We start from the raw sequence: 26,257 nt of genomic DNA on the forward strand, positions 1-26,257 counted from the left end.
CAACGCCGGCGGCGACGTCGAGAACGCGGTGGTCGGCGACGGCAACAAGACCACGCAGAACAGCGGTGACAACTCGGCGGTCGGCGGGTTCGGCTCGGGAGACGCCACCAACATCCCGGGCAGCTTGGACGACGGCCCGACGATCATGGCCGGTGGCTGCTACACCGGCGGCACCGACGTCGCGGACAACGACACCGCGGTCGACACCCGCCTGGACGTCAGCGGGCTGGACGACGACTACACGCCGTGCGACAAGCGCGCCGGCTTCGAGGACAACGACGCGATTGTCGGCAGCGGCGACGCCACCTTCGCCGTTCAGTAGTCGCGAGTAGCGAGGCGGGTCGATCGGTGTGGACCGATCGGCCCGCCGCCGTATTCCTCTCCCCGCCGCCCCCGCCCGCGCTGTGCACACAGGAGCGATCATGACCAAGGCAGGCACCGCCCCGGCCGCGACCCGCGCGGTGGACGTCGTCGACCTGGCGGAGCTCGGTGCGGCGCGCGAGGTACACGAGGACGGCGCGGTCGTGCTGACCCTGGCCGCCGCGGACGCGCTGTACTCCGGATCGCCGCCGAACCCGGCCCGTCCACTCGCCGTTCTTCTCCGCTCCCGACGAGTTGTCCGCGTTGATCGCCGCGGAGGCCGCGTCCGCGATGCGCTGACCGCGCGCACCCTCCGGAACGCCGTCCAAGCGCGCCGCCCTCGGGTGGCGCTTTCGGCGTTCGACAGGCACGTCACCGGCCCTCCCGGTCGGCCGGAATAAGCACGGATCGCATTCCTCGCGGCCTGGAATCGAATCACCGGAATGCCACATATGTGAACCGGGACGATAAATGGAATGGCCACATATGTGAACATCGGACCCGCGCCGGCACCGGCCGTTGACACGCCGGAAACATGCGCTACGGTGCGATAAGAAGGCGCTTTCCCGATAACCCCTGCACTCACCCCTCATACGGGAGAGGAAATACCCATGTCCACACCTGTCGGGAACAGGCGCGCCCTGTTGAAGGTCGTCGCGGCCGCCGCCGCGCTCGCCACGACCGTGGTCGTATTACCGGGTGCCGCACCGGCACTGGCGGCGACCACCGCGGACGGGTTCGCCTCGGTCAACGCACTCGGTCAGAACGGCACCACCGGCGGCGCGGGCGGCGCCGTGGTCACCGCCACCACGACCGCCCAGTTCCTGGACTACATCGCCCGCCCGGAACCACTGGTCGTGCAGGTCCGGGGCACGATCACGCTCCCGACCGGCACCAGCGACGGCATGCACAACGTGGCGTCGGACAAGACCGTCATCGGCCTGGGCACCGACGCCCGACTGGTCGGCGGCGGCCTGAACATCGGCGTGCCGGTGAACGACAACGTCACCACTCCCCCGGCGAACGCCGTGCACAACATCATCATCCGGAATCTGGCGCTCACCGGCGCCACCGACGATCTGATCAACGTGCAGATGTTCAGCCACCACATCTGGATCGACCACAACGACTTCTCCAACGGCGACGACGGCGCGGTCGACATCAAACGCGGTTCCGATTTCGTCACCGTCTCTTGGAACAGGTTCCACGACCACGACAAGACACTGCTGCTCGGTCACGACGACGACAACGGCGCGCAGGACATCGGCCGGTTGCGGGTCACCTACCACCACAACTACTTCGACGGCTCCGACCAGCGCAATCCCCGCGTCCGGTTCGGCGAGTCGGTGCACGTCTACAACAACTACTACCGCGACAACAGCTACGGCGTCGCCTCCGCGATGAACGCGGGCGTGGTGCTGGAGGGCAACTACTTCTTCAGCGTGAACAACCCGGGCCGGGTCGACTTCAGCGGCGACCTGGGCCGGATGGTCTCGCGCGACAACATCCTCGTGGACTGCAACCACGAGATCGAGGTCCGCGGCTCGGTCGTCGAGCCGCGCACGTACTACCCCTACTCCCTCGACCGGGCCACCGACGTCCCCGCGATCGTGCCCGCCGGTGCGGGCACCGGTCGCATCTAGAGGAGATTCCACGATGAGCGACATCAGCAGGCGCAGCCTCCTCTCGGGCGCCGCCGCCACAGCCCTCACCGCCGCCGTCACGGCACGTCCGGCCGGCGCGAGCCCGGCCCGGACCAACCCCGTGTGGGCCGAGCCGTTCGCGACCGCCGACGGATTCGCCGGCACCAACACCCTGGGCCAGAACGGCACCACCGGCGGCGTAGGCGGACCCGTGGTCACCGTGCGCGACACGGAGACGTTCCTGGACTACTGCGACCGCAACGAGCCCTACGTCATCCAGGTCGACGGGGTGATGCAGTTCAGCAGCAAGCAGGGCCTGCGTTCGAACAAGACCGTCATCGGCCTGCCCGGCGCGGAGATCCGCGGCGGAGGCCTGGACATGTACCGCAGGCAGAACGTGATCATCCGCAACCTGAAGTTCAGCGGCGCGGACGACGACGCGATCAGCGTCCAGCAGTCGTCGCACCACATCTGGATCGACCACTGCGACTTCAGCGGCGGTCAGGACGGGCTGATCGACATCGTCCGGGCCGCGGACTTCATCACCGTCTCGTGGAACAACTTCCACAGCCACAGCAAGACCGCGCTGCTCGGCCACTCCGACTCCAACGCGAGCCAGGACACCGGCAAGCTGCGCGTCACGTTCCACCACAACTACTTCAACGGCACCGAACAGCGGCACCCGCGCGTCCGCTTCGGCGAGCCGATCCACGTCTACAACAACTACTTCCGCAACAACCGCCTCTACGGCGTCGCCTCGACGATGAACGCGGGCGTCCTGGTCGAGGCGAACTACTTCGAAAACGTCCCGTTCCCCATCTACTCCGGCTACGACCAGAGCGGGCCCGGTCGGGTGGTGCAGCGCAACAACATCTACGTCAACTCCGGTACCCCGCAGACCCTCGGGACGGTCGTCGAACCGCGCACCTACTACGCCTACACCCCCGACAACCCCTCGACCCTGCCGAGCACCGTGCCGGCCGGTGTCGGCGTCGGCCGGATCTGAGGAGGACAGGCATGAGCGAGCTTGTGAGCCAATCATTCAACACAGCGCGCTGCGCTCTTGCCACGCCGAGCGCTAGCGAGGTGTGTGCATGAGCGCCATCAATCGCCGTCGCCTGCTCGCCGGCACGGCACTCGCCGCGGTCGCCGCCGCTGTTCCGCGCACGGCGTCGGCGGACGTCGCGCCGACCAACGTCGCCGACGGCTTCGCCGGGGTCGACGCGCTGGGCCAGAACGGCACCACCGGCGGCGCGGGCGGCCAGGCCGTCACCGTGACCACGGCCGCCGCACTCGCCGACTACGTGGGCCGCAAGGAGCCGTACGTCATCTCGGTGTCCGGCCGGATCTCGGTCGGCAGCATGGTCACCGTGGTCGCGAACAAGACCATCATCGGGGTCGGCTCCACCGCCGAGATCACCGGCGGCGGGCTGCAACTCGGCTCGACCACCCGCCCCGGCAACAACGTGATCATCCGCAACCTGCGGTTCACCGGCGCCTCGGACGACTCGATCAGCGTCACCAACTCGGCCCACCACGTGTGGATCGACCACTGCGACCTGTCGCACGGCTACGACGGCCTGCTCGACATCAAGCGCAACTCCGACTACGTCACGGTGTCCTGGAACCACTTCCACGACCACAGCAAGTCGGCCCTGCTCGGCCACTCCGACACCTACACCACCGACCGCGGCAAGCTGCGCGTCACCTACCACCACAACTTCTTCGACGGCACCGACCAGCGCCACCCGCGCGTCCGGTTCGGCGAGCCAGTGCACGTCTACAACAACTACTACCGGGGCAATTCGCTCTACGGCGTGGCGTCCACCATGGACGCCGGTGTCGTGGTCGAGGGCAACTACTTCGAGAACGTCGCGTACCCGATCCTGTCCGGCTACGACAAGAGCGGACCGGGCCGCGTGGTGGAGCGCAACAACATCTACGTCGGCTCCGGCACCCCGGAGACGCTCGGGACCGTCGTGGAACCGCGCACCTATTACCAGTACACCCTCGACCCGCCGGCCAACGTGAAGACGCAGGTCGTGCAGGGCGCCGGCACCGGCAAGATCTGACCGCACGCCGTGAACAGCGTTGTCCCGGCTCCCGGACGCCCGAGAGCCGGGACAACGCGTCGCCGGCTTACTGGAAGATCACGTCGCTGCAGAAGTAGAACGACTGGTCCAGGTGGCTGGCCTGCCAGATCACGTAGACCACGTGGCGGCCGGTGCGGCTACCCGCGTTCACCGAGACCTGGTAGTTGTCCGCCGGCGCGTAACGGCCGGTGGACGTGACCAGGTCCAGGTGGTTCCAGCCCAACGCCGTCGCCGTCGCGTCGTAGCCCTGCTTGGTCACGTACACCCGGAGGTAGTCCGCGCCGTGCCGGGCCTGGTCCCACACGTTGAGGGTGAACTGCCGCGGCTTGGTCGCGGCCTTCCACGCGCCGGGGTTGTCCAGCGCCGCGTACCGCATGCCGCCGGTCCGCCCGCCGCTGCACAGCTGGCCGTTGGGGATGGCACCCTGGTGGTTGCCCGCGACGCCTTCGCGGTACAGGCCGTTCCAGTTCCACATCGCGGTGGTGTCGGCCTGCCAGGCCTGCCAGCACATGGGGTCCTGCTGGGCCATCGTGGGGTTCTGGAAATCGTTGCCCCACCGCTGCCAGCAGCCGTAGTTGCGCGACGGCGGGTCGTTGGTCGACCCGTGCGCGTCGGCGACACCGGTCAGCACGCTCGCCATGAGTCCGCCGACGACGACAAGCGTCGCCAGGACCCTGGTGAGCAGACTCTTGTTCGCAGGGTTGGATATGAGCGCCACTCTCTCCTCCTCGTTGAGGATGACCATGTTGAAGATGACCATGGGTGGGCTGGGAGCGCTCCCAAATCGCACTGTAACCACCCGTGCACGCAATTGGGAAGTACCGGCGGACAACCGCCGCCATTCGACGCGCATTCGACCGCGATTCGACGAAACGCCCTCCCGGCCGAGGTCGGGAGGGCGTTTCACGAACGGAACCACAAGCCCCCCGCTACAGCACGGACAGGTCCACGGCCTCGGCCATCGCCCGGTACCCCGCGTCGCTCGGGTGCAGCCGGTCACCGCTGTCGTACGCCGGCAGCAACACGTCCGGATCGGCCGGGTCGGCCAGCGCGCGGTCGAAGTCGACCACCGCGTCGAACTCGCCCGACGTGCGGATCCAGGCGTTCACCTCGTCCCGCACCGCCTCACCCGCGTCGCTGTAGTACCCGGCGCCCTTGAACGGCAGCAGCGTGCCGCCCACGATCCGCACGCCCTTGGCGTGCGCCTTGCCGATCAGCTCCCGGTACCCGGCGATCAGCTCGGCCGAGGTGACCTCCGGGTTCGGGGTGGTGCAGTCGATCGAGAACCGGTGGAACCCGATGTCGTTGATGCCCTCCAGCAGGATGACCGTGCGCACGTCCGGCTGCGCCAGCGCGTCGCGCTCGAACCGCGACGTCGCCTTCTCGCCGAAGCACGACGAGTCGTTGAGCACCCGGTTTCCACCGATGCCCGCGTTCACCACACCGCGCCGTCCGCCCAGCCGTTCGGCCAGCTCGTCCGGGTAGCGGTTGTCGCCGTCCACAGTGGACGCCGCGCCGTCGGTGATGGAATCGCCGAACGCCACCACGACCTCGCGCCGGGGCGTGAAGTCGACCACCTCCACCGCGCTGAGGTAGTGCCACGACGTGGACGTCTCGGTGAACGCCTCCGCCGCCGCGTCGGCCCGGTGGTCACCGGACGCCCGCCAGCTCGTCGCGGTGGCGAACGCGTGCCCGGTGGCGGGCCCGGTCTTCCCGGCCAGGTACAGCGTCACGGTCACCTGGCTCAACGGCGCGACCGGCAACGGCGCGACGTCTCCGACCGCCTCGCCGCCGACCGGGACGGTCACCGAACGGTGACCCCGGAACGTCAAGTGCCGCACCGTGTTCGGCCGCACCGCCGCCCCCTGCGCCGTGTGCGCGACCGTCGCCCCGGTCACCACCAGCGGTGACGTGCCGTAGGCGTTGGACAGTCGGATGCGCACCGCCGCACCGCCCTCACTGATCCGCACGACCTGCCGCACGGTGTGGTTGTCGAACCCGGCCGGCCCCCAACTCGGCCCGAAGACATCGGTCGGCGCGTGCGGCGAGGCGGCCCACGTGGCACCCCACCCGAGACCCGATTGCGCCGACGCCGTGCCCGGGACCAGTGCGATCCCCAGCACGGCGACGAGCAGTGTCGCCAGTTTCCTCATACGTGACCCCCAGTCACAGTTGATCCACTCGCCCACCACCGTAGTCGAACAGGTGTTCGGCGTCAGCAGCGATCAGCACACCTCCCTCCACCAGCACAGACGCGGTGTCGGCGGGTATTCGGCGGGTCTTGACGATCACACGGCGGGCGTCTTAGGGTCCGGCGACTCGAAAATTGCCGGACCGTTAACGAAAGTTTCTAAAGCCGCCGTCGTAGTCGTCGTCCCAGAAAGCGAAGACCTCCATGAAGTCGATTCGCCTCGTCACCGCCACGCTGGCCGCGATGGCGTTGTCATCGCCGTTGGCACTGGTGGCCGCCGCCGCACCCGACACGACGGGTGACGTGTCCGCCAGCCACGCCAAGAGGGACACCCTCCGCGGGGTCGCACCCAAGGGCTTCTACATCGGCACCGCCGCAGCCGGCGGCGGCCACCACGAGGAGCAGCCCTACCCCGACCCGTTCACCAAGGACCTTGAGTACCGCAAGGTCCTGGCCGCGGAGTTCGGCTCGGTGTCCGCCGAGAACCAGATGAAGTGGGAGTACATCCACCCGGAGCAGGGCCGCTACAACTTCGGCATGGCCGACGCGATCGCGAAGTTCGCCCAGCGCAACGGCCAGGCGGTGCGCGGGCACACCCTGTTGTGGCACAGCCAGAACCCGGAGTGGCTCGAACAGGGCGACTTCACCCCCGACCAGCTCCGCGCGATCCTGCGCGAGCACATCACCACCGTCGTGGGCCGCTACAAGGGCCGAATCCAGCAGTGGGACGTCGCCAACGAGATCATCGACGACTCCGGCAACCTGCGCACCACCGACAACATCTGGATTCGCGAACTCGGCCCGGGCATCATCGCCGACGCGTTCCGCTGGGCGCACAAGGCCGACCCCAAGGCGAAGCTGTTCTTCAACGACTACAACGTGGAGAGCGTCAACGCCAAGAGCAACGCCTACTACGCGTTGATCAAGGACCTGCTCGCCCAGCGCGTCCCGGTGCACGGGTTCTCCGCCCAGTCGCACCTCAGCACCCGGTACGGCTTCCCCGGTGACCTGGAGACGAACCTGAAGCGGTTCGCCGACCTCGGCCTCGGCACCGCCATCACCGAACTGGACGTGCGGATGGACCTGCCGGCCGACGGCGTGCCGACCGCGGAGATGCTGGCCAAGCAGGCCGACTACTACCGCCAGACGCTCACCGCGTGCCTCAACGTCAAGGGCTGCAACTCCTTCACCATCTGGGGCTTCACCGACAAGTACTCCTGGGTGCCGGTGTTCTTCACCGGCCAGGGCGCGGCGACCGTGATGTGGGAGGACTTCACCCGCAAGCCCGCCTACCACGCCCTCCAGTGCACTCTCGCCAAGGCGTCCGCCGACCGCGGCCAGCGCGTCCCGCACCTGCCGGCCTGCGCGAAGTAGGCCCACCGCAAGCCATCGGCCCCCGCCCGGACCACCGAGTCCGGGCGGGGGCCGAACCTGTTCTGGGTCGTCTTCGGCTTGGTTGGTGGCCGAGGCGCAGGTGAACGGTGGCATGCCGCAAGCGTTGTTTTTAAGCAACACTGAAGCGATAGTGCCGTGTACACCGTCATCCGCGCTGCCGTACGGGGCGCCCGATCGAGTGAGACGCAGACCACGGCTCGGCGGGAACACCGGGCACCGCCGAGTCGTTGGAACCACTGGTCGGTGCGGTCCGTGTCCCCGGGCCTCACCTAGCGCCTTCGCGGAATACCGTCAGGCTGGAGCCGCGTCGAGCCACTCGCCGAGAGGCGACCGCCGCGCCGACCCCTTATCCGTCACGAGAGACATCGGCGTCCACCAGGCCGGTGACGTCGTCGAGCAACGCCCGGACGTGGTCCTCGCCGGCCAGCGTGCCGTAGAGCAGGTCAGCGACGCGTCGGTGATCCCGCAGAAGTTCGAGAGCCCGACCCGCAGCTGCCGGTCCATCAGCTCCTCCATGCCCGCCACGAACGTCTCCCGCGACTCCCCCGCCAGCCCGATCCACCGCATCCGCTTGCCCGCCAGTCGCGGCCGGCTGCGGCCGTAGGCGAAGCCGTGGTTCCAGACCCGGTCGATCCAGCCCTTGAGGATCGCGGGCGGCGCGAACCACCACACCGGGAACACCACCACGTGCAGGTCGGCCGCCGAGATCCGGTCCATGTGCGACCTCACCTCGGCCGAGTACACCTTGTCCCGGTCGCCCCAGCCCGGTTCGTCCTCGGGTATCCAACACGCAGACGTGGGATTCACCCCACCACATCCGACAGCACGGCAGACCCCCCGACACGCGTCGCGACCGGGGCCGCAAGCAACTCCCCCGTGGGACACCACCCCCGAGGAGGGTCACCATGGGTAACCGGATCGTCCCCAGCCTCGTACTCGGCGGCCACCCCGAACCGGCGGCTCCCCCACCGGACCCGCATCCCCCGGGACCGGATCCCGACACCGGCGGCCTCGACGGCGACGATCGATTCCTGCCGCGGCGGGAACTGGATCTGCGACGGACCGAGGTGCCGGGTCCCGGTGCCCTGCCGGTCCTGCGCGCGCCGCAGTCGCGCCGCCACGCCATCCGCACGTTCGACGAGAAGGGCCGGATCGGCGATCGACTCCTGTTCGGTGTCCTGGAGTGGCACAGCCGGATGCCGGTGTCGATCCGGGTGCACGCCGGCGGCGCCCTGGTGGTCTGCCGTGATCCGCGCGGCGGGTCCGCGTTGACCGAACGGACCATGGTCGCGGTGCCGGCGCCGATCCTGCGCTGGTGCGGGTTCGCCAGGCGGGAGCAGGTGCTGCTGGTGGCGGTGCCGTCGCTGTCGGCGCTGGTGATCCACGGCCAGGAGACGCTGGACCGTCTGCTGCCGGACCCGGAACGGATGGTGACCGAGGCCCGTCCGGCCGGGGAAGGGTCGCCGGTGTCCCGGACGCTGCCGTCGGGGACACCGGGCGTTGTCGGAGCCGACCGCGGCGCGGAGGTGGCCGGTGGTTGACGTGGATGCGACCGGGGGTGCCGTCGCCGGTGACCGTCCCGATCCCGGTGACGTGATGGTGGCTCTGCACCTGCTGGAGCGGATGAGACTGACCCCGGACGATCTGGTCGGCGCAGTGGCGGCGCGGAGGATTCCGACGTTCGCGGAGTTGGTGCCGAAGGCGCTCGAGGCGATGTCCGTGGGGACTCGGCGGACCTACAGCACCTATGTGAACAAGGTGATGGAGGCGTGGGGACCACGTCGACTGGACGAGGTCGACGCCGGCGAGGCGAGAGCAGTGACCCATCGACGCGGAATACCGCGCCGTTCGGCCACCCACGGGACTTGCGGAGCGTCCGGTGCCTGAAGACGAGCACGTCGTGTGCGGGAAGCGACTCGGGGAACGGACCGGTCGACAAGACCACAACCGCGCCCCGAGCCGGCTTCACCGTCGACTGCGCCGTCACGCTCAAGCGGGTCAGCAGGTGGCGTGACCACCTACACATCGGCGGCGCCGGCCCTGCACTGTCGGCGACCGCGCTGCGGCGCCATGTCCCTGACAGGGCCATGACGCCGATGGATGGGGTGAGCCCACCGTCGACGCCTCCAACCTGGCGAGGGACGGCATTAGCGTCTTCAGGGTCGGCTGTCGATTCGCGAGGAGGTCGCCGGATGCGGGTTCACCACCGCCGTGTCGTCCATCCTGTTCGTGACGGCCCGGGTCGCAGCCCGCCCGTGCACGCGGCGTCGACCGACCTCACCGAGATGTTCCTCCGTTCCCCGCGCCGGCGGCCTGGCCCTGCACCGTTCACTCCATCCCGCCGAGCCTCCAGGCACCCAGCCGAGTCCTGCGACTACCACCTCCTAACCGCGTCACCAAGGACTTCGACGTGGCCCCTGGCCCTATCGCGTCGGTGGTTCCACAACCCGGCGGCGGCACCCGGCACCAACTGCGAAGCGCCTCGTTCCGGACGCGCCGGACAGAGCGGCGACTCGACCCGCCCGACGTCTCCCGCTGGGTACCGCGCACCTGTCACTGACGCGCGATTCGGAGCAGTGCCGAGCGCCCCGACCCGGCCTGCCCACATCCACCTCGATGTCGGCATCAGTCCCGGCCCGATCGCATTGCGTGCCGCCCCCGACGACTCGGTGTCTTGCCCCGGAGCGCCAAGCGACCTCGCCACCGAACCGACCGCGCCACCGGGATCTTTCGGCTGCCAGACGTAGCCGTTTCCACGACAAAGACATTATTTCGTCCCGCATGGAAGGAATGTGCGACATGCTGCTTTCCAGGTTTGCCGGCGCCGCTGTTCTCACGGCAAGTGCCACGCTGTCCATCGTCGGAGTCGCGAACGCACAAGACCGCGACTGCGCCGACTTCAGCAACCAAGCCGAAGCGCAGCGGTTCTTCGATTCCGCCGCGGTCAACTTCCACCGGCTCGACGCGGACAACGACGGCATCGCCTGCGAACACCTTCCGGCACCCAGTCATGTTCCGACATCCCGTCGGACCCAGGTCCCCGAGCCGCCGGTCGGCGCGATCGACACGGGTGACGGCTCCACCGTTGACGACTCGACCGCTGACGACTCGGGCACCCTGCCACTCCTCCTCGGGCTGGCCGGGCTAGGTGCCGCCTCCGTCACCGCTGTCGCGGCACGGCGTGCACGCAGGAGCAGCTAGCGCATGCGCGACCGCTCGCGCCGCCATCCCAGCCGGAGCTCGAAACCTCGACTGGCGGGGATGGCAGCGGCATTGGGCCTGGCGGTTCTGACGGGCATCGACAACGTCCACCCAGCCGACGACGTCCACCCGGTCGACACCGCACTCGCCGCGTCGGCACACAAACCGACCGGAACGGTCTTCCCACCCGCACCGAGCACACCGCCGACAGTGGTGCTCGACGCAGCTCGCCCGACGCGGCTGACCATCCCGGCGATCGGCGTCGACGCCGCCGGCATCATCGATCTCGGGCTGCGCGCCGACCGCGCCATGGAAGTCCCGGCCGACGCCGAAACCGTTGGCTGGTACACCAACTCGCCGACTCCAGGAGAGAGCGGGCCCGCCCTGCTCGCCGCACACGTCGATTGGCAGGGCCGGCTGGGAGTTTTCCACGACCTGCGCAAGGTGAAACCCGGCGACCAGGTGACAGTGGAACGGGCCGACGGCTCGGCCGCGTCGTTCACGGTCCAGCGGGTCGAGCAGCACCCGAAAGACCGTTTCCCCACCCAAGCGGTATACGGCCACGTCGAGGGACCCGAACTGCGGCTCGTCACCTGCGGCGGGCAATTCGACCGGAAAGCGGGCAGCTACCGGGACAACATCGTGGTCTACGCGCAAATGACGGGAAGCCGGCATCGCGACGGATCTTCCGGGTGAGGTTCCCCCACTAGCCAGAAGTACCCGACGAGTCGAGGGCCCGTGCGGTCCGCTTGTACCGGGAGTCAGATCCCGGTGATCCGGCGCCGCGGTGCCGCTTGAGCGCAACTCGAGTGACCGGGATCTGCGAACGTGCGTCGACTTCTGCTCACCCGAAGACGGTAGACCTTGCGGGCGAGGCCATCGGTTGGCTCGCGCCTGCCCCCGTCACTGGGCGCCTTGGAGGAGAGGTTCCCCTGGACATGCAGCCCACCGAGTTGGCCTCCCGCGCCGGCCACACCATCCCCGTGAGCCAGGCTCGTGAAGTACTCAACGACATGGGAATTCCCGTCCCTTCCCAGGTGGTCGGGAAGCAGCAGCTGGACGCCTGGCTGCACCAGCGAACTCCCATGACGGAAGCCCGGATCGCCGAATTCGTCCGTCGCGCCACAGGAAGCTATTGAGCCGAAAGTGTTCGGTTACCTACATGATGGCGTAGCGGACGTGCGGGGCCCCGAAGTAGCCGCGGACGATGTGCGACTGGCGCTGGCGACGGCGCAGGAAGCGGCGGGTCTCGTGGGCGAGCCGGTCGACGTTGCGGGCGCGTGAGGCGTTGACGTTGCGCTTGAGATCGGCGTTGAGCAACTCATCGGGGTTCAACTCGGGGCTGTAGCCGGGCATCAGGTGCAGCTCGACCCGCTCGGTGTTGTCCTGCAGCCAGGCGCGGACGGCCTTGCTGCGGTGCACCGGGTGCCGGTCGGCGATCACGTGCACTTTCCGGCCCGCCTGACGGGCGACACGGTCGAGAAACGCCGTGAACACCGGCGCGGTGAACCGCTCGGTGAACACGGTGAACCACAACGCGCCCCGCGAGGCGACCGCGGACATGACGTTGACCCGCAGCCGTTTCCCGGTCACCCGCACGATCGGCGTACGGCCCTTCGGCGCCCAGGACCGACCGGGCGGGGCGGTGTCGGAGCGCAGTCCGCACTGGTCGACCCACGCGATCACCGCACCCTCGGACCTCGCCCGGGCCTCGATCGCCGGATAGTCCTCGTCCAGCCAGGCCCGCACCGCGGCGGGCTGCTGCTCGTAGGCCCGCCGCGCGGGGCGCTGCGGGGTGAAACCGTGCCGACGCAGCCACAACCCGACGCCCTGCTCGGTCATGACGACCCCGACGACCAGCCGGATCAGCTGGACCACCGCCTGACGGGTCCACAACGGGCCGCCGATCAGCAACTCCTCCGGGGTGTAGTCGGCCATCGCCGCGAACAGCGTGCCCCGGTCCTCCGGAGTGATCAGTTCGGCAGGGCCGGGGCGTCCCGTGCGGGTCGCCAGGCCGTCGCGACCGTCCCGTCGGTAGGCACGCCACCAGGTGCCCACCGAGCGTTCGGAGACCCCGAACACCTCCGCGGCCTGCCGGTAGCCCTCGACCCGCCCGGCCTCCAACGCCGCCACCACCCGCAACCGCAGCACCTCGCGCTCCGCGGGAGACAACCGGTGAGCACCCTCGACCTCGATCACGAGTGATCAACCTACAGGAAGACGATCACTTTCGACTCAATAGCTGCGCCACATAGCCTTCGCCGAACTCCGCGGCGACACGGTCCCGACGCCCACCGGCGTCCGCATGGCCGGCCGCTGCCACAGCGGCCCCATCGCCGTCTGCGACACCTTCACCGCAGTCGTGGCGGGCGAGTCTCCGTGCCCCGCCACCCTGCGCGTGGAATCCCTGCTGTTCTACGGCCGGCCCGTACCTCGACTGGACGAGGGCGACACCGCCGAACTGCACCTGACCGGTAACGCCGCCCACGTCGCCCCCGGCGTCCTGCTCATCGGCGACGTCCCCTGACGCTCGCACCGCGGCAGCGGAACGTCGGCAGCGGCTGTGGGGTTGCGCCTGACGACGCGTCCTCGCGCGGACTGACCGTGTTCAAGCGCTGGGGACCCGGCTCAAGGCGGTTTCCGTGAGCGTCTGCGTGGCGGGGCACGGGTCGATGGACTTGTCGGTGAGGCGCAGGCCCACAGTGAGTACCACCTTGTCGGTCGGGGCGTCCGGACGGCGCGGTCCGACCTTGAGGGTGCAGGGTCCGTCCCCGACTCGCCTGCGGGTCGGGGACCCGCCGACGACGCCTTGTTCCTCGCCGAGCCACCCGCCCGGCAGCGCGGAGGTCAGCGTCAGTGTCTCGGTGGGAGTTCCGCGGTCGTCCACCGCGTCGCCGAGCTGCCACAGGCACAACGTGCCCGGCACGGGCCTGCCGGTTCTCGCGAAGGGCGCGCCCGCGGCGGCCGTGATCTCCTGCTCGGTGAGCAACGCGCACACGTCGGCGTCCGCGGCGATCCGCTTCGGCCGGTCGGTGGCCAGCTCGTCGGTCGGACCGTCTCCGCCTGCTGGGTGACCGACACCCACGGGGCCGGGTCCGAGGACGACAGCGTGGCAGGCGACGCGGGCGGCGACGTCGTGCACGCCGACACCCACAGCAGCGGCAGGCAAAGCAGAGCAGCCGACCGGCAGAAAGGAGCACGACGCGGACTCCTGAGCCGGCCGCCATGACGACGTCGCCGACCGCCTCGTCCTCGCCGGCGAACGCGTCCTCGTCGCGAACCGTGCCTGCCGATAACCTCATCCGCGCAGGTAGTGGGTGTCGCCCCGCGGGCGGGCGTTGACCGACCGCGAGCCCTACCTCCCGAAGTCCTGGACCGAGGACCGGGAACGCCGCACCGAGGCCGGAAGCGGCGACGAGGTGGAGTTCGTGCCGCTGGCCTCTACTCCGACGACGAGGCCGACCGGATCCAGGAGGCGGCTGAGCACCTACTCCCACCTGACCAGTCCACGATCGGCCTCCACGGGGAATGTCCTCCTGATGCGCTGTCGGGCCGCCCGATCACGGCACCAACTGCCGCAGGTATGACGTCAACACCTCGTCGACGCGGCTCACCAGCCGGGTCACGGCGGTCGGTTCGTGCCGAACTCCGTCAAGGAACCAGGACATCGACAGCACGCCGTCGTCACGCACCAGCCGGATGTAGACCTGTGGCCGCGGTTGCAGGACGTCCGGCTCGTGCTTCATGGGATCGCCCGCCATCGTGAGCACCCGACCCCCCTGGTTCGGTTGTCCCAAGCCGCCCATGTTGTTGAAGATCAGGCCGAGCCTGTCGGACACCGCCGCCAGTGCCTCGGCGTGCGGACCGTTGGGCGCGCACCAGCGCAGCAGGTGGGCGCCTACGCCGTTGTTCGGCATCGCCGTGAGGCTGTCCGCCGTCCGACGCAGGTGCTCGACCACGTCCCCGCCTTCCCTCGGCGGCAGCGCGACGAAGCCACCGAAGGAGAACCAGCCCATGGTGTGCCTCACCCCGTTGGGGAACACAGGTGTGCCGTCGGCTTTCGTCAGGTCGCGACCGTGGTGCACCACCGCGACCCCGACCTCACCGCCCAACCACTCGCCCGCGGCCTCGCCGATCGCCGCGAGCACGGTCGTGTGCAGGTCGACGCCCGTCGCGGCGGGCAGTTTCCGCAGGAGCGCCTCGGACCTGCCCCGGTCGAACCCGAGGTTCACCGACTCCGTCCCGCCGACGGTCTCCGACGTGTAGCGGGTGCGGTCGGTGGGCAGTTCGCTGACCCGTGCCCACCGCGGACCGAGCCAGTGCGGGATCTCCGCGGTCACCTCGGCCGACGCGGCGTAGTCCCGCAGCGCCCTGACGCACTCGTCGTACGGCGCGCCCTGCGAGAGACGCGGCGCGCGCCCTTCGGCGAGCGCCCACAGGACGTTCTCCAGATCTCCGACCACCGTCGACAACGACAGGGCGTCGGCCACGAGGTGGTGCACGACCACGAAGAGGCGCGGCGGTTGCCCCACCCCGAGGTCGAAGTACACGAACCCGGCCAGCGGCCCCTGGTGGACGTGCAGCGTCCTTTGGATCTCGGCGCAGATCCGTCCCACCGTGGCGGGCTGGTCGTCTTCGGGGCACCGCGACAGGTCGATGCGCCGGAACGGCGGAGGCTCGCTCCGACCGCGGATCTCCTGCCACCACTCCCCCTCGGTGAGCCGGAATCGCACACGGAGGGCTTGGTGGTGCTCCCAGACCTGGGCCACCGCCGCACGCACCAACCACGTGTCGAAACGCTGGGACAGGCGGAAGATGCCGCACAGGTTCCAGTAGTGGGGGTTGATCATGGCGGGGAAGAACTCATGCAGGAAGGCCGCCTGGCTGGGCAGCACCGGCAGCACCGTGCTCGGGTGATCCGCTAGCGGCAACGCAATCCACCTCTTCGATCGGTTGGGCGGTGCGACGACGCACCTGGTCCTGCGCCGCGCGGCGAAGTCGCTCGTCCACCGACCACAGCAGGTAGCTCGTGGTGACGACCCCGGCGCGCATGAGGTGCAGGGCTTCGCGCACGTCCTCCAGGCAGGCCGCGTCCGCTCGCCGGTCGACGGGCCGTTCGGCGACCGCGACCAGCCGGAGCAGGCTCTCCACCGCCACGACGATGGACTCACCCAGCGGGTCGGCGCGGTCGCACGTGTCCCGCAGGTCGCTCAACACCGCTTCGAGGACTTCGGACCGGCGGCGCTCGTCCGCTCGCACCATCACTCCACCTCCAGGGCGTTGCGCAGCGACGCCGCGACGACGGGCACGTGCGGCAGCACGCCCGGGCGGCACGGCAGGGCCAACGACGTCCGCGCCAGGTTCGTGGCGACGGGTAGGTCGAGCGCCGCGAACTCGCGGTACGCGGCGGTCCGGTGGGGCGGCACCGGGTAGTAGACCTGGGTTCCGATCCCGTCCTGACCCAGCCGTGCCCGGAGGTGGTCACGCCGGTCCGACCGGAGGTTGAAGATGTGCCACGACGGCCGGGCCTCGTCCGGCGGCGGCGCCGGGGGCAGCCGCACCCCGCCGGCGCGCAACAGGTCCAGGTAGGCCGACGCGACTCGGTGCCGTTCGGCGTTGGCGGCGTCCAGGTGGCGGAGCTTGACGCGCAGGACCGCTGCCTGGATCTCGTCGAGCCTGGAGTTCGTGGCGGTCTCGTCGTGGCGGTACCGGGTGGTCGACCCGTAGTTGCGCAGGCTGCGCACGCGGTCGGCGACGGTCGCGGAGTCGGTGTTGACCACACCGCCGTCACCCAGCGCACCCAGGTTCTTGGTGGGGTAGAAGCTGAACGCCGCCGCGTCGGCGAGCGACCCGCACTTCCGGCCGCGGTACACGGCGCCGTGCGCCTGCGCGGCGTCCTCGACGAGCAGCAGCGAACGGCGGTCGGCGATGCGCCGCAGCCGCGTCATCGGCGCGGGAGTGCCGAACAGGTGCACCGCGATGATCGCGACCGTCCTGGGGCCGATCACCCGTTCGACCGCGGCGGGGTCGATGTTGCCCGCTTCGGGGTCCACGTCGACGGGCACCGGCACCGCGCCGACCGCCGACACCGCCAACCACGTGGCGATGAAGGTATAGGCGGGCACGACGACCTCGTCACCGGGTCCGACGTCGTGTGCGCGCAGGATCAGCTCGATCGCCGACAACCCCGACCCGACGCCCACGGCGTGCGAGGTGCCGCAGTAGTCCGCCCACTCGCGCTCGAACGCCTCCAACTCGGGCCCCAGGACGAACGCCCCCGCGTCCACCACCCGCGTGACCGCCGCCACGACCTCGTCGCGGATCGTGGCGTGCTCGGCGACGAGGTCGCGGAACGCGACCGCCTCGCTCATCGGGCCGCCACCTCGGTGCGGAAGGTGCCGTAGTCCGTGATGTAGTCGGACGGGTCGTACTCCGCCGACGACAGCACGACCAGCACCGCGTCGGGTGAGTGCCCGAACTGCGCGGTCCAGACGTAGGGCGGGATCAGCACACCGACGCCGGGGCGGTTCAGCACCACCACTTCGCGCCGGCCGCGGCCGTCGTCGACCAGCACCATGCAGCTCCCGGCGGCGCACACGACGATCTCCTCCAGCGTCCGGTGGGCGTGGTCGCCCCGGTGGCCACCGGGCGGCACGCCGTGGACCAGCAGGCAACGGCGAGCCGTGAAGGGGAGTCCGACGCCGTGTTCGAGGATGACCACGCAGCCGCGTTCCTCGTTGACCTCCGGGAGCAGGCGCACGAGCTCCGAGCCGGTGTCGGTCGCGTCCGCCGACTCGGGCACGTCGACCACGGCGGTGTTGACGTAGGACACCACCCGCGCCGGGTCACCACCGACCACCGCCAGCGCCGGGACGTCCTCGACCACGACCGCGCCCGCGCGCACGACCGCGTCGACACCGATCCGCACCCCCGCGCCGAGGGTCGCGCCGTCGCCGATCACGGCTCCGGCCTCCACGCGCACCCCTTCGCCGAGACGGACGTCGCGCCCGATGCGATGCGGCGTCACGGCCGCCTGCGCGTCCTCGGTGGTCATCGGGCGGCGACCGGCTGCTCGGCGAGCCCCGCGGCGCGCAGGTACCTGAGCAGGACCGTCAGCGCGGCCGGGTCCCGCGCGCCGGTGAGGCAGGCCAGGACGTCGGGGCCCATGCCCACCTCGATGCCCGTCCGGCGGTACAGCGAGCGGGCCTCCTCGCGGTAGTTGTCGGTCAGGGCGCCGCTGCTGATCTGGCTCGGGACACGGCCGCCCAGTTCGAACCACAGCGACGTCATGTGCAGGGCGTACTCCTCCACCGACTCCTCGACGCCCCACGAGCGGATCGGTGTTCGCCCCGGGGCGAACACCGGACCGAACAGGCCGGGCGACCCCGCCAGCTCCGCCGCGGCGTGGGCGGCCAGGGCCGGCGCGGCGTGGAAGCCGTCGCGGTAGGTCCCGCTGAGCACGTACAGCCCCGGCACGGAGGTCCACCCGACGAGCGGGAACCCGTCTAGGCTCACCGGCCGGTTGCCGACGCGCCACTGCACGATGGTGTGCGCGGAGGCCGTCTCGTCCAACTGGCGGGCCACCTGGTCGAGGATGGCGCTCGCCGTGCCGATCGTCCCCAGCGTCTGCGGTCGTGGTGACAGCAGGTTGGTGGCGCCGATGTACTCCCGGCCCTCCCCCAGCGGCACCAGGTGCAGACCGCACGCACCGCCCCGGTTCGGCGTGCGGACCACGGTCTCGAACGACGGCCCGTGCGTGCGCTGGGTGACCAGTGCGACGCCGACGCCGGACAGCATCGGCTGGACCTCGCCCGGGTCGAGCGCGGTGCGCAGCAGTTCCACCGTCCTCGAGCCCGCCGCCACCACGACCTGCTCCGCTTCCAGGACTTCACCACCGCGCAGCCGGACGCCCGCGACGGCGCCCGCGCGCACCACGACTTCCTCCACCGACTCGTCGTGGATCCGGACCCCGGAGCGGCGCAGTCGCTCCTCCAGGAGCCCGATCACCTGGTTGCCGTCGACGGCTCCCTCACCGCTCATGTGCAGCGCGCGCAGCGCACGGCCGTCCGGCCTGGGGTGGTAACCGGGGATCCGGTCGACCCCCACCTCGCGCCAAGGCCGCCGGTACTTCCCCAACGCGTCCACGACGGCGTCGTAGTTGAGCGAGTCCAGCGGACCGCCGCAGCCGTTGAGCACGACGTGGGTCGACGGGACGTGGTGCAACCGCTGTCCCTCGTCCGCCGCGGTCTCGGCCAGTTCGTCGAGGACAGCGGGCCAGCGCTCGTCGGCCAGCAGGCCGATCTCGAACTTGGCCCGCCCGGCCTCGGTGGCGAACGTGTCCTTGGTGACCTCACCGAAGCAGCCGAGCATCGCGCCGGCCGCCGCGCTGGCGCCGCCGGGGCGTTGCGCTGGTCCGACCAGGCTCACCCGGGCGCCGGCGGTGGCGGCGAGGGCTCGGGCGGTGAACAGGCCCAGCGCGCCGTTGCCGACGACGATCACATCAGGCCGATCCGGCATTGTCGCCCCCTTCTGGGTTCGGACGCACACCGGCTCGGACCAGGTGCGGGGAGAAGGTCGCTCGGACGAGTTGGAACGCCTCGCCGTAGGCCACGCCGGCCTGGCTGCCGCGGAACACCGCCAGCGCGTGCACCGCCTCCGCGGAACGGGGTCCGGGGAACGGGCTCACCTGGCTCTCGTACCGGCGGTAGGCGGTGACCTTGCGGTCGACGGTCGAGGTGATGTCGACCGTCCAGTTGGGACAGAACTGCGGCTCCGCGCCCGGCGCGTTCCAGAACGTCTCCGACAGCGTCTCGTACATGGCCACCGCGGCGATGCCCCGGCCACCGCGCACCGGGCGGGTGGCGACCATGCACGCCTCGAACACCCTGCGGTGGTCGACGTGCCGGTCGGGGAAGGGCATGAACACCAGCTCGGGTGCGACCGCGTCGACCACCCGCTGGACCGCGCTGTTCACCTCGAACGCGGGCGCGTCGGCCAGCAGCACGGCGGGGTGGTCCAGGAACACGGATTCGCCGACACCGAGCAGTTCATGGGCGCGCGCGGCTTCCCGCAGCGTGCGCTCGTGCACCTGCTCCGGGTAGAGCGGTGGGAGGTGCGCGGCGACGGTGAGGACGGTCACCGACGCCCCCTGGTCGGCCAGCAACGCGATCGTGCCCCCGACGCCGAGGCACTCGTCGTCCGGGTGTGGTGCTACGACCAGCACGTTCACCGGCCTTCGCCCCCTGCCCCGGTCGGCTCCTTGCGCACGACGAGGTCACCGAGCACCAGCACGTCCAGCCCGGTGGCCCAGAAGGTCCGCAGCGCGTCCTCGACCCCGGACACGATCGGCTCACCGCGCACGTTGAACGAGGTGTTGAGCAGCACCGGCACACCGGTCAGCGCCTCGAACCCGGTCAGCAGCCGGTGGAACCGCGGGTTCGCGTCGCGGTGCACCAGCTGCACCCGCGTGGTGCCGTCGGTGTGCACGGTCGCCGGAGCGTCCCGGCGGAGTTCGTCGGTGGCCCGGAACGCCATGGTCATGAACCGCGAGTCCACCACCTCCGGTTCCAGGTAGCGCGGCGCGGCCGACGCGAGCATGGCGGGGCCGAAGGGGCGCCAGGCTTCGCGCTGCTTGATCACCGCGTTGACCCGGTCGCGCTGCTCGACGGCCCGGGGGTCGGCGAGGATGCTGCGCTGCCCGAGCGCGCGGGGCCCCGCCTCCAGCCTGCCGTCGACCCAGCCGACGACCTGTCCCGCGGCGAGGTCGCGGGCGATGTCGGCGAACAGGTCCGCCGGCCGTTCGAACGGCACGCGAGCCGCGGCGAGCACCGGGGCCGCGGCCTCCCCGGACACCTCCGGGCCCAGCGCCAGGGAGGTGAGAGGTGGTGGGACCAGGCCCGTCTCCCGGTGGCACGTGACGAGCGCGGCGCCGGCCGCCGCGCCGCTGTCGGCGCACAGGGGGTGCGCGAACACGCGGTCGACCTCCGGCAACGCCAGCAGCCGGGCGTTCATCTTGACGTTGAGCCCGACCCCGCCGCCCACGCACACGTCGCGCACGCCGGTCTCGCGCACCGCCCACGAGACCAAGCGGCAGACCGCCTCCTCCAGGGCGGTCTGCACGGCGAGCGCCAAGTCCTTGTGCCATTGCCCGACCGCGCCCGCCACCGGCCTCGGCGGCGCGCCGAGCAGCGCCACCAGGTCGTCGGTGAACCGCGCCGAGTACGTGTGGGCGCCGTAGTGGATGAACCTCGGGTCGACGCGGAACTCGACACCGTCGGGCGCGGGCGCGAGCACTTCGCCGACGAGCTTCGCCAGCGCCGCGTCCGGGTGGCCGTAGGCGGCCAGGCCCATGACCTTGTACTCGCCGTCGTAGGCGTCGAACCCCAGGTACTCGGTGAACGCGGCGTAGAACCACCCGAGGGAGTGCGGCATGCGGATCTCCCGCAGCGGTGTCAGCTCGTGGCCCTGCCGCAACCACAGCACCGTGGTGTGCTCGTCACCGGAGCCGTCGACGGTCAGCGTCACCGCCGGGTCGAAGGGCGACTCCAGAGCGGCCTGGAAGGCGTGGGTGTAGTGGTGCGGGACGTGCTGGATGGGCGGGAAGTCCAGGTCGCCGAACTCCCGCCGCCAGTGGCGGTGGTGGTGCGCCCGCATCCCCTCCACGCTGAGCCTGCGCAGGCAGTCGCGCTGCCACGCCAGGGTGCCCGGGTCGGGTTCCCACTGCTGCCCCAGCTCCTCGAAGAACCGCGCCATGCGACCGTCGGAGTACGCCTCGCTGTGCCACCCCACCGACACGGAGTCGACCTCGTCCAGCCGCAGGCCGACCGCGTCGAGGCAGTACCGCAGCGCCCTGGTCGGGTACTGCCCCACCGCGTGCTTGTTGCGGACGAAGCGCTCCTCCTCGGCGTAGGCGACGACCCGGCCGTCGCGCACCACGGCCACCGAGGGGTCGCTGTGCCCGCTGGAGATGCCCAGGAACGTTCGTCGCCGGTGCCGGTCCACCGGTCCTCCGGGTGTCGGCGTCATGACCCGTCGGCGAGGCGCTGCCGGAGGTACTCCGCCGTCTCCCCGACGGTCCGGTCGGCGAGACCGAGGATCTCCTCGTCGGAGAACTGGGTCTGGAACCGCTGCTCGACGCGGATGCCGAACTCGATGATCATGACGGAATCGAGGTTGAGGCCGTCCTGCCCGAGCTTCGTGGCCGACGTCAGCTCACCCTGCGACACCGGCCACCGCAGGTCGACCTCGATGATCTTTCGGATTTCGTGCTCGATGTCCGGATCCGTGGACACTGTCGCCACCCTTCGGTTCTGGGTCATGCGATCCCCTGGGACAGGGACCGCCTCAGCGGCTTGCCCGTGGCGTTCCTGGGCACCTGGTCGAGCGCGGTGAGCACGCGCGGCACCTTGAACGAGGCGAGCCGCGCCGCGCAGAAGGCCCGCAGCTGCTCGTGGGGCGGCGAGGCGCCCGGGCGGACGACGACGCCGGCGCAGACCACGTCCCCGACCACCTCGTGCCGCCGGCCGTACACCACGGCGTCGACGATGTCGGGGTGCTCCAGCAGCACCCGTTCCACCTCGCCGGGGTAGACGTTGTGACCGTCCACGATGAGCAGGTCGTTGAGCCGGTCGACCAGGAAGACGTACCCTTCGTCGTCGACGAAGCCCAGGTCACCGGTGTGGAACCAGCCGTCGGTCAGCACCGCGGCGGTGGCCCGCGGGTCGTTCCAGTAGCCGGCCATCACGTTGGGACCGCGCACGACCAGCTCGCCGGTCGCGTTCGCGGGTCGCGGCTCGCCGCTGACCGGGTCGACCGCCCTGATCTCGACGTCCTCGATGGGCGATCCGACCGAGCCGACCTTGTGCCGGCGCTCGTGGTTGTAGCAGGCGAACGGCGAGGTCTCGGTCAGCCCGTACGCCTCGTTGATCACCAGTCCGAAGCGGTCCCGCCACGCCTGCTGGGTGGTGATCGGCAAGGGCGCGCCCGCCGACATGAAGTACCGGACGCCCGCCAGGTCCTCTGGCGCGACCAGCGCGTCCAGCAGCACGCGGTACACCGAGGGCACCGCGAACACGGCGGTCACCCGCTCGTCCTTGATCGCCCCGAGGCAGCGCCCACGGTCGAACCCCGGCAGCAGCACCACCGTCGCGTGGGCGGCGAACGACGCGTTGAGCACCGCGTTCAGGCCGTAGCAGTGGTAGAGCGGGAGGAACAGCAGGACGCGGTCGGCACCGGTCAGCCCCGTGCAGCGGACCTTGGCCCGGGTGTTGGACACGACGTTGTGGTGGGTGAGCACGGCTCCCTTGGGCCGCCCGGTCGTGCCCGAGGTGTAGACGAGCATCGCGGGGTCGTCCGGGGCGCGGTCGGCCGCGGTGATCGCGGTGCGGTTCTCCACCAGGGCCGCGAAGTCCGCCCGGTCGCCCCGCTCCGGCAGCAGGACCCTGCGGCACCCGGGCCGCTCTCCGGCACCCGGCACCGGTCCGGCGGTGAGCGAAGCGGTGGTGAGCAACAAGACGGGGGTGCTGTCGCCCAGGATGTGCTCGACCTCGTCGACCGCGATCCGCGTGCTCAGGGGCACCGCGACGGCGCCTGCTTTGAGGACGGCGAGGAACGCCAGGACGAAGGAGGGTGTGTTCGGGAGCCGCAGGGCGACCCGGTCGCCTTCGGTGACCCCTTCGGAGCGCAACCAGGCCCCGAGCCGACCCGCGGTGTCGTCCAAGTCGGCGTAGGTCCAGGTCGTGTCGCCCGCGCGCAGGGCGACCCGCTCCGGGCACAGCCGCGCGCCGCGCTCGACGTGTTCGACGATGTTCACCCCGACCTCCTCGGGCGGTGGTTGGTCACGCGATGTCCGTGCACACGATTGGCCGGTCCGCCGCCAGCAGTTGCCGCAGCTGCGACCGGGACCGGGAGGGTCGGTACCGCTCCGCTTCGCGACGACCGCCCTCGGCCAGCTCGCGGGCGAGGGCCGGGTCGCGGTACAGGCGTTCGACGGCGTGCTCGATGGCCGCCACGCTGCCCTTCTCCACGACGACGCAGTTGACCTCCGGCGCCGCGAACTCCGCGGAACCGCCGCTCTCGGTCACCACGACGGGCACCCCCGCCGCCATCGCCTCCACCGGCGGCAGGCCGAGGCCGTCGACCAGGGGCGGGTACACCAGGGCGTGACAGCTCCGGAGAACCTCGAACAAGCGCGCACGCGGCGGGTCGACGTGCAGCTCGCACGCCAAGTCGACGAACACCTCCGGGGCGTGCGGGGTGATCCACACGATCTCGATGTCGAGCCCCCGGCGGCGCAGGTTCTCCAAGGCGGGCACCGCGAAGGACAGCCCCTTGTCACCGACGCCGTCCCAAGCCATCAGCAGCACGCGGAACGGCCGGTCGGCGGGGCGCGGCCCGGTGTGGAAGGCCCGGTCGTCGACCGCCGCGGGGACGTAGTGCGACACCCGGCCGAAAACGTCGCGATAGATGTCCTGGATGAACCGCGAGCACGTCATCAGGCCGACCGGCAGCCGATGCGCGTCGAACCGGTAGGCGAGGAAGTCCTCGTCGAACCCGTCGCTCTCGTTGAGGGTCGGCTCGCCACCGGAGAAGCCCACCACGGCGCTGTTCCCGGCGCGGAGGGCCGGCAGGTAGTCGACCCAGCAGCCGACCACGGTCAACGCCGCCGGCGAGGCGCGCAACCGGTCGGTCAGCTCCGGGTGGCCCGACACCGCGACCACGTCGCGGAAGGCGTCCGCGCCGGGCACCTCCCGGGCGTCGTCGCCCCGCACCTGCACCACGGTCACCTCGTAGCCGAACTCCACCAGCGCACGGGCCAGGTCGACCTGCACCCGCATGCCCCCGGTGGTGACCGGGAAGGGCAGCACGAGGTTCGCTTCACGGGTCGTCCGGCGTGCCGCCAGGGCCGCGAGCCGATCTCCGTCGGCGGCGCGGGCCGCGTCGAACGCCTTGCCAGCGGCGCTGCCGTCACCGAGGTGCTCGTAGGCGGTCGCGAGGTTGAACAGGTCGCGGAACGCCTGCGGCGCACGTCCGGCGAGCAGGTCGACGGCTCCCCGCGCATCACCGTCGAGCAGCAGGCGCGCGGCGTCCAGGCCGATCCGGTCCGCCGGGCTCAGCGCCGAGGTGACCTGCCCGAACGCGTGGCGGGCCCGGCGGAAGTCGATCGCCCACCGGACGGGGAAGCCGAACCGGTCCAGCGCCCTGGTCCCGGTCACCGGGCGCTCCCCGCCTCGACGACCACCGCGGGGTCGGCCAGCCGCTCGGCCAATCCGTCCTCGACCAGGAGCTCGCTCAGCCCACCGGGGTTCAACGCCTCGACCCGAACGCGCAGGACCGTGGGGTCCTCGGGGTGCGGCTCGGCCCGCTCGTAGGGGGCCACCAGCACCTCGTGCAGCTTCTCGCCGGGGCGCAGTCCGGTCTGCACCACCTCCACCGGTGTGCCGACCCGAGCCCGGATGCGGTCGACGAACTGGCCCATGCTGACCGGACGGTCCAGCAGCGGCACGAGGGTGTCACCACCGGCGCCGATGACGCACGCGTTGCACAGCAGCGCCACGGCCTCGTCAGTGGTCATGAAGTACCGGGTCGCCTGGGTGTCGGTGACCGGCAGCGGCGCACCGGCGGCGAGCTTGGCCCGGAAGACGTCGAGCACCGAACCGCGGCTGCCCAGCACGTTCCCCAGGCGCACGTTGACGTAGCACGTCGTCGACACGCGCTCCGCGTACCAGGTGGTGATGCGCTCGGCGATGTGCTTCGTGCGCCCGAGCACGCTGGTGGGGGCCGCCGCCTTGTCGGTGGACAGGTTGACCACGGTGCCCACGCCGTTGGCCGCCGCCGAGGTGAGCACGTTGAGCGTGCCCAGGACGTTGGTCATGAACGCCTCGCCGACGTGCCGCTCCAGCAGGGGCACGTGCTTGAGCGCCGCCGCGTGGAAGATCACGTCCGGCCGGCTGTCCCGCACCACCCGGCCGATCCTGGCCGCGTCACGGATGTCGGCGAGGACCATCTCCACCGGTGAGCCCGCGTCCTGAGGGGACAGTGGCAGGAGCACCGCCTCCAGAGCCGACTCGTCGCGGTCCACCATGACGACCGAGGCGGGCGCGAACTCCAGCAGCGTTCGGCAGATCTGGGAGCCGATCGATCCACCGGCGCCGGTGATCAGGGTGCGCTTGCCGGCGATGAACCGGGCGAACGCGGTCAGGTCGGACCTGCGCTCCCGCCGGTCCAACAGGTCCTCGACCGGTGGGAGCGTCGGCGGGCGTACGACTTCGACGTGGTCCGGCACTGGCCCCCCTGCTGTCGCGAGAATGCGTGCTCGCCGAGAACGATCAACCAGCGGCGGTGCGCGCACACGTCACCTAAAGAGGCGACTGGAG

At 70.6% G+C, this 26,257-nt stretch carries 29 protein-coding genes and 1 pseudogene; 13 read left to right on the plus strand and 17 right to left on the minus strand.

The features are described 5' to 3' along the window. The 5 genes from ALI22I_RS50750 to ALI22I_RS13430 all read left to right on the plus strand — a co-directional run. Nucleotides 1–322: hypothetical protein (locus ALI22I_RS50750; protein WP_179118219.1), on the plus strand; the 322-nt coding region annotated here is incomplete at its 5' end. A 100-nt stretch (nt 323–422) separates the two neighbouring features. Further along, nucleotides 423–761: a hypothetical protein gene (locus ALI22I_RS13415; RefSeq protein WP_077005825.1), complete on the plus strand. Its 339-nt coding sequence runs from the start codon at nt 423–425 to the stop codon at nt 759–761. A 210-nt stretch (nt 762–971) separates the two neighbouring features. Further along, entirely contained in the window at nt 972–2,003 is a 1,032-nt protein-coding gene (locus ALI22I_RS13420; RefSeq protein WP_077005826.1) for a pectate lyase family protein, read from the plus strand. A gap of 13 nt (nt 2,004–2,016) precedes the next feature. Beyond that, on the plus strand, nt 2,017–3,009 hold the full coding sequence (locus ALI22I_RS13425) for a pectate lyase family protein (protein WP_077005827.1): 993 nt from the start codon (nt 2,017–2,019) through the stop codon (nt 3,007–3,009). An 88-nt stretch (nt 3,010–3,097) separates the two neighbouring features. Further along, the gene (locus ALI22I_RS13430) at nt 3,098–4,075 is read left to right on the plus strand and encodes a pectate lyase family protein (RefSeq protein ID WP_077005828.1); all 978 of its coding nucleotides are present in this window, start codon (nt 3,098–3,100) and stop codon (nt 4,073–4,075) included. A 67-nt stretch (nt 4,076–4,142) separates the two neighbouring features. Here ALI22I_RS13430 and ALI22I_RS13435 read toward each other — a convergent pair whose 3' ends face one another. From ALI22I_RS13435 to ALI22I_RS54645, 3 genes are all read right to left on the minus strand, one after another. Beyond that, nucleotides 4,143–4,856 (minus strand): lytic polysaccharide monooxygenase auxiliary activity family 9 protein, encoded by a 714-nt coding sequence (locus tag ALI22I_RS13435; RefSeq protein WP_443216934.1) that lies wholly within the window; start codon nt 4,854–4,856, stop codon nt 4,143–4,145. 169 nt (nt 4,857–5,025) lie between these two features. Beyond that, nucleotides 5,026–6,249, minus strand: a complete 1,224-nt coding sequence (locus ALI22I_RS13440) for an SGNH/GDSL hydrolase family protein (RefSeq protein ID WP_077005829.1) — start codon at nt 6,247–6,249, stop codon at nt 5,026–5,028. A gap of 13 nt (nt 6,250–6,262) precedes the next feature. After that, nucleotides 6,263–6,388: a hypothetical protein gene (locus tag ALI22I_RS54645; RefSeq protein ID WP_274522815.1), complete on the minus strand. Its 126-nt coding sequence runs from the start codon at nt 6,386–6,388 to the stop codon at nt 6,263–6,265. A 103-nt stretch (nt 6,389–6,491) separates the two neighbouring features. On the opposite strand from ALI22I_RS54645, the gene ALI22I_RS13445 reads away from it, so the two are divergent. Next, nucleotides 6,492–7,661: an endo-1,4-beta-xylanase gene (locus ALI22I_RS13445; RefSeq protein ID WP_077005830.1), complete on the plus strand. Its 1,170-nt coding sequence runs from the start codon at nt 6,492–6,494 to the stop codon at nt 7,659–7,661. Between the two features lie 312 nt (nt 7,662–7,973). Here the strand turns inward: ALI22I_RS13445 and ALI22I_RS13450 are convergent, their stop codons facing one another. Further along, nucleotides 7,974–8,489: an NAD(P)H-dependent oxidoreductase gene (locus ALI22I_RS13450; protein ID WP_202970948.1), complete on the minus strand. Its 516-nt coding sequence runs from the start codon at nt 8,487–8,489 to the stop codon at nt 7,974–7,976. A 98-nt stretch (nt 8,490–8,587) separates the two neighbouring features. Between ALI22I_RS13450 and ALI22I_RS13460 the strand changes: the two genes are divergently transcribed. The 5 genes from ALI22I_RS13460 to ALI22I_RS13480 all read left to right on the plus strand — a co-directional run bounded on the left by ALI22I_RS13460 (nt 8,588) and on the right by ALI22I_RS13480 (nt 12,022). Continuing rightward, nucleotides 8,588–9,223: a hypothetical protein gene (locus ALI22I_RS13460; protein ID WP_143532172.1), complete on the plus strand. Its 636-nt coding sequence runs from the start codon at nt 8,588–8,590 to the stop codon at nt 9,221–9,223. Then, entirely contained in the window at nt 9,216–9,569 is a 354-nt protein-coding gene (locus tag ALI22I_RS13465) for a hypothetical protein (protein WP_143532173.1), read from the plus strand. The genes ALI22I_RS13460 and ALI22I_RS13465 overlap by 8 nt, the downstream gene beginning before the upstream one ends. Nucleotides 9,570–10,472: 903 nt before the next feature. Beyond that, on the plus strand, nt 10,473–10,883 hold the full coding sequence (locus ALI22I_RS13470; RefSeq protein WP_238598339.1) for an excalibur calcium-binding domain-containing protein: 411 nt from the start codon (nt 10,473–10,475) through the stop codon (nt 10,881–10,883). A gap of 3 nt (nt 10,884–10,886) precedes the next feature. Then, on the plus strand, nt 10,887–11,579 hold the full coding sequence (locus tag ALI22I_RS13475) for a class F sortase (RefSeq protein ID WP_077005835.1): 693 nt from the start codon (nt 10,887–10,889) through the stop codon (nt 11,577–11,579). Nucleotides 11,580–11,821: 242 nt separating this feature from the next. Then, nucleotides 11,822–12,022, plus strand: a complete 201-nt coding sequence (locus ALI22I_RS13480; RefSeq protein WP_077005836.1) for a hypothetical protein — start codon at nt 11,822–11,824, stop codon at nt 12,020–12,022. A 19-nt stretch (nt 12,023–12,041) separates the two neighbouring features. On the opposite strand, the gene ALI22I_RS13485 is transcribed toward ALI22I_RS13480, so the two are convergent. Further along, on the minus strand, nt 12,042–13,082 hold the full coding sequence (locus tag ALI22I_RS13485; protein WP_083751688.1) for an IS630 family transposase: 1,041 nt from the start codon (nt 13,080–13,082) through the stop codon (nt 12,042–12,044). A gap of 106 nt (nt 13,083–13,188) precedes the next feature. Here ALI22I_RS13485 and ALI22I_RS13490 point away from each other — a divergent pair, with 106 nt between their 5' ends. Beyond that, nucleotides 13,189–13,410 carry a hypothetical protein gene (locus ALI22I_RS13490; RefSeq protein ID WP_077005837.1) on the plus strand — a complete coding sequence of 74 codons (222 nt, stop codon included), beginning with the start codon at nt 13,189–13,191 and terminating at the stop codon, nt 13,408–13,410. 81 nt (nt 13,411–13,491) lie between these two features. On the opposite strand, the gene ALI22I_RS13495 is transcribed toward ALI22I_RS13490, so the two are convergent. Further along, the gene (locus tag ALI22I_RS13495) at nt 13,492–14,025 is read right to left on the minus strand and encodes a hypothetical protein (RefSeq protein WP_143532174.1); all 534 of its coding nucleotides are present in this window, start codon (nt 14,023–14,025) and stop codon (nt 13,492–13,494) included. Nucleotides 14,026–14,197: 172 nt separating this feature from the next. Between ALI22I_RS13495 and ALI22I_RS55570 the strand changes: the two are divergent. Next, nucleotides 14,198–14,311: pseudogene (locus tag ALI22I_RS55570) on the plus strand (IS701 family transposase); the annotation flags it as partial. A 132-nt stretch (nt 14,312–14,443) separates the two neighbouring features. Here ALI22I_RS55570 and ALI22I_RS13505 read toward each other — a convergent pair. The 11 genes from ALI22I_RS13505 to ALI22I_RS13555 are packed head-to-tail and all read right to left on the minus strand — an operon-like array spanning nt 14,444 to nt 26,166. Beyond that, nucleotides 14,444–15,814 (minus strand): condensation domain-containing protein, encoded by a 1,371-nt coding sequence (locus tag ALI22I_RS13505; RefSeq protein ID WP_179118220.1) that lies wholly within the window; start codon nt 15,812–15,814, stop codon nt 14,444–14,446. Next, entirely contained in the window at nt 15,747–16,145 is a 399-nt protein-coding gene (locus tag ALI22I_RS50755; RefSeq protein WP_077005840.1) for a hypothetical protein, read from the minus strand. Before ALI22I_RS50755 ends, ALI22I_RS13505 begins: the two co-directional genes overlap by 68 nt. Continuing rightward, nucleotides 16,145–17,254 (minus strand): DegT/DnrJ/EryC1/StrS family aminotransferase, encoded by a 1,110-nt coding sequence (locus ALI22I_RS13515; protein ID WP_077005841.1) that lies wholly within the window; start codon nt 17,252–17,254, stop codon nt 16,145–16,147. Before ALI22I_RS13515 ends, ALI22I_RS50755 begins: the two co-directional genes overlap by 1 nt. Beyond that, a complete protein-coding gene (locus ALI22I_RS13520; RefSeq protein WP_077005842.1) occupies nt 17,251–17,937 on the minus strand; it encodes a WxcM-like domain-containing protein in 687 nt (228 codons plus the stop codon). Before ALI22I_RS13520 ends, ALI22I_RS13515 begins: the two co-directional genes overlap by 4 nt. Further along, nucleotides 17,934–19,400, minus strand: a complete 1,467-nt coding sequence (locus ALI22I_RS13525; protein WP_083751690.1) for an FAD-dependent oxidoreductase — start codon at nt 19,398–19,400, stop codon at nt 17,934–17,936. The genes ALI22I_RS13520 and ALI22I_RS13525 overlap by 4 nt, the downstream gene beginning before the upstream one ends. Next, nucleotides 19,384–20,112, minus strand: coding sequence for a PIG-L deacetylase family protein (locus tag ALI22I_RS13530; RefSeq protein ID WP_077005844.1), 729 nt, complete (start codon nt 20,110–20,112; stop codon nt 19,384–19,386). Before ALI22I_RS13530 ends, ALI22I_RS13525 begins: the two co-directional genes overlap by 17 nt. Continuing rightward, entirely contained in the window at nt 20,109–21,884 is a 1,776-nt protein-coding gene (locus ALI22I_RS13535; RefSeq protein WP_202970949.1) for a carbamoyltransferase family protein, read from the minus strand. The genes ALI22I_RS13530 and ALI22I_RS13535 overlap by 4 nt, the downstream gene beginning before the upstream one ends. 20 nt (nt 21,885–21,904) lie before the next feature. Further along, nucleotides 21,905–22,174, minus strand: a complete 270-nt coding sequence (locus tag ALI22I_RS13540) for an acyl carrier protein (RefSeq protein WP_077005846.1) — start codon at nt 22,172–22,174, stop codon at nt 21,905–21,907. A gap of 23 nt (nt 22,175–22,197) precedes the next feature. Beyond that, on the minus strand, nt 22,198–23,694 hold the full coding sequence (locus ALI22I_RS13545; protein WP_077005847.1) for a class I adenylate-forming enzyme family protein: 1,497 nt from the start codon (nt 23,692–23,694) through the stop codon (nt 22,198–22,200). A 25-nt stretch (nt 23,695–23,719) separates the two neighbouring features. Beyond that, nucleotides 23,720–25,096: a glycosyltransferase family 4 protein gene (locus ALI22I_RS13550; RefSeq protein ID WP_077005848.1), complete on the minus strand. Its 1,377-nt coding sequence runs from the start codon at nt 25,094–25,096 to the stop codon at nt 23,720–23,722. Beyond that, nucleotides 25,093–26,166, minus strand: coding sequence for an SDR family NAD(P)-dependent oxidoreductase (locus tag ALI22I_RS13555; protein WP_077005849.1), 1,074 nt, complete (start codon nt 26,164–26,166; stop codon nt 25,093–25,095). The genes ALI22I_RS13550 and ALI22I_RS13555 overlap by 4 nt, the downstream gene beginning before the upstream one ends. Between the last annotated feature and the right edge of the window lie 91 nt (nt 26,167–26,257).

Source organism: Saccharothrix sp. ALI-22-I (genome assembly GCF_001984175.1).
Lineage (GTDB): Bacteria > Actinomycetota > Actinomycetes > Mycobacteriales > Pseudonocardiaceae > Actinosynnema.